Below are 517 nucleotides of genomic sequence, written 5' to 3' on the forward strand. Positions count from 1 at the left end.
GCCTCGGACCATATTCTGGGTAAGCCCATGCTGCCGACAGACAACGGCGTACCTTGGATCAACCCGCGGTGGGAATTGTCCGACCGCTGAGCAGCCTATGACTTCGGCTTGACGGGCTGATCCTGCTTGGCGCCGCCTGGTTTCCTGCCCATATCATCGATATTGTCATCCTTCTGCTCGCCGGGCTCAAGCTCAAGCGGCGCAGGCTTGGATTTTTCCTTGGTCATCGGTTCGACACCTTTTGTGATGCTGGGGGATTTGCCTCCAAGCGTTCCAGCGCAGCGCCGACGAGGTTAGCTACGGTGATATCGAAGTCGTGGTCCGGGCTCGTCGCCTCATATTCGTGCAGCGCCTCCGGTGTGACGCCTGCCTTGAGGGCAAAATCATCCGGGTCCATGCCCAGCGCCAGCCGGCGATTGTGATCGCCCTTCGGCGATCGGTTTGATGGATCGTTTGGCAAGGTCATCGCAAACTCCGTGTTGGTTCCTTCAACAACCTTTCAGATGACTATTGGTTC

General features: G+C 57.8%; 2 protein-coding genes. Both read right to left on the reverse strand.

Features of this window, described 5'->3' with window-relative positions; genetic code table 11:
* Window positions 1-95: 95 nt before the first annotated feature.
* Complete coding sequence (locus tag VE25_RS23525) at window positions 96-227, reverse strand: hypothetical protein (protein WP_280136837.1); 132 nt, start codon at window positions 225-227, stop codon at window positions 96-98.
* Entirely contained in the window at window positions 224-466 is a 243-nt protein-coding gene (locus VE25_RS09355; RefSeq protein WP_046108353.1) for a transcriptional regulator, read from the reverse strand. Before VE25_RS09355 ends, VE25_RS23525 begins: the two co-directional genes overlap by 4 nt.
* Window positions 467-517 lie beyond the last annotated feature (51 nt).

The organism is Devosia geojensis, assembly GCF_000969415.1.
Lineage (GTDB): Bacteria > Pseudomonadota > Alphaproteobacteria > Rhizobiales > Devosiaceae > Devosia > Devosia geojensis.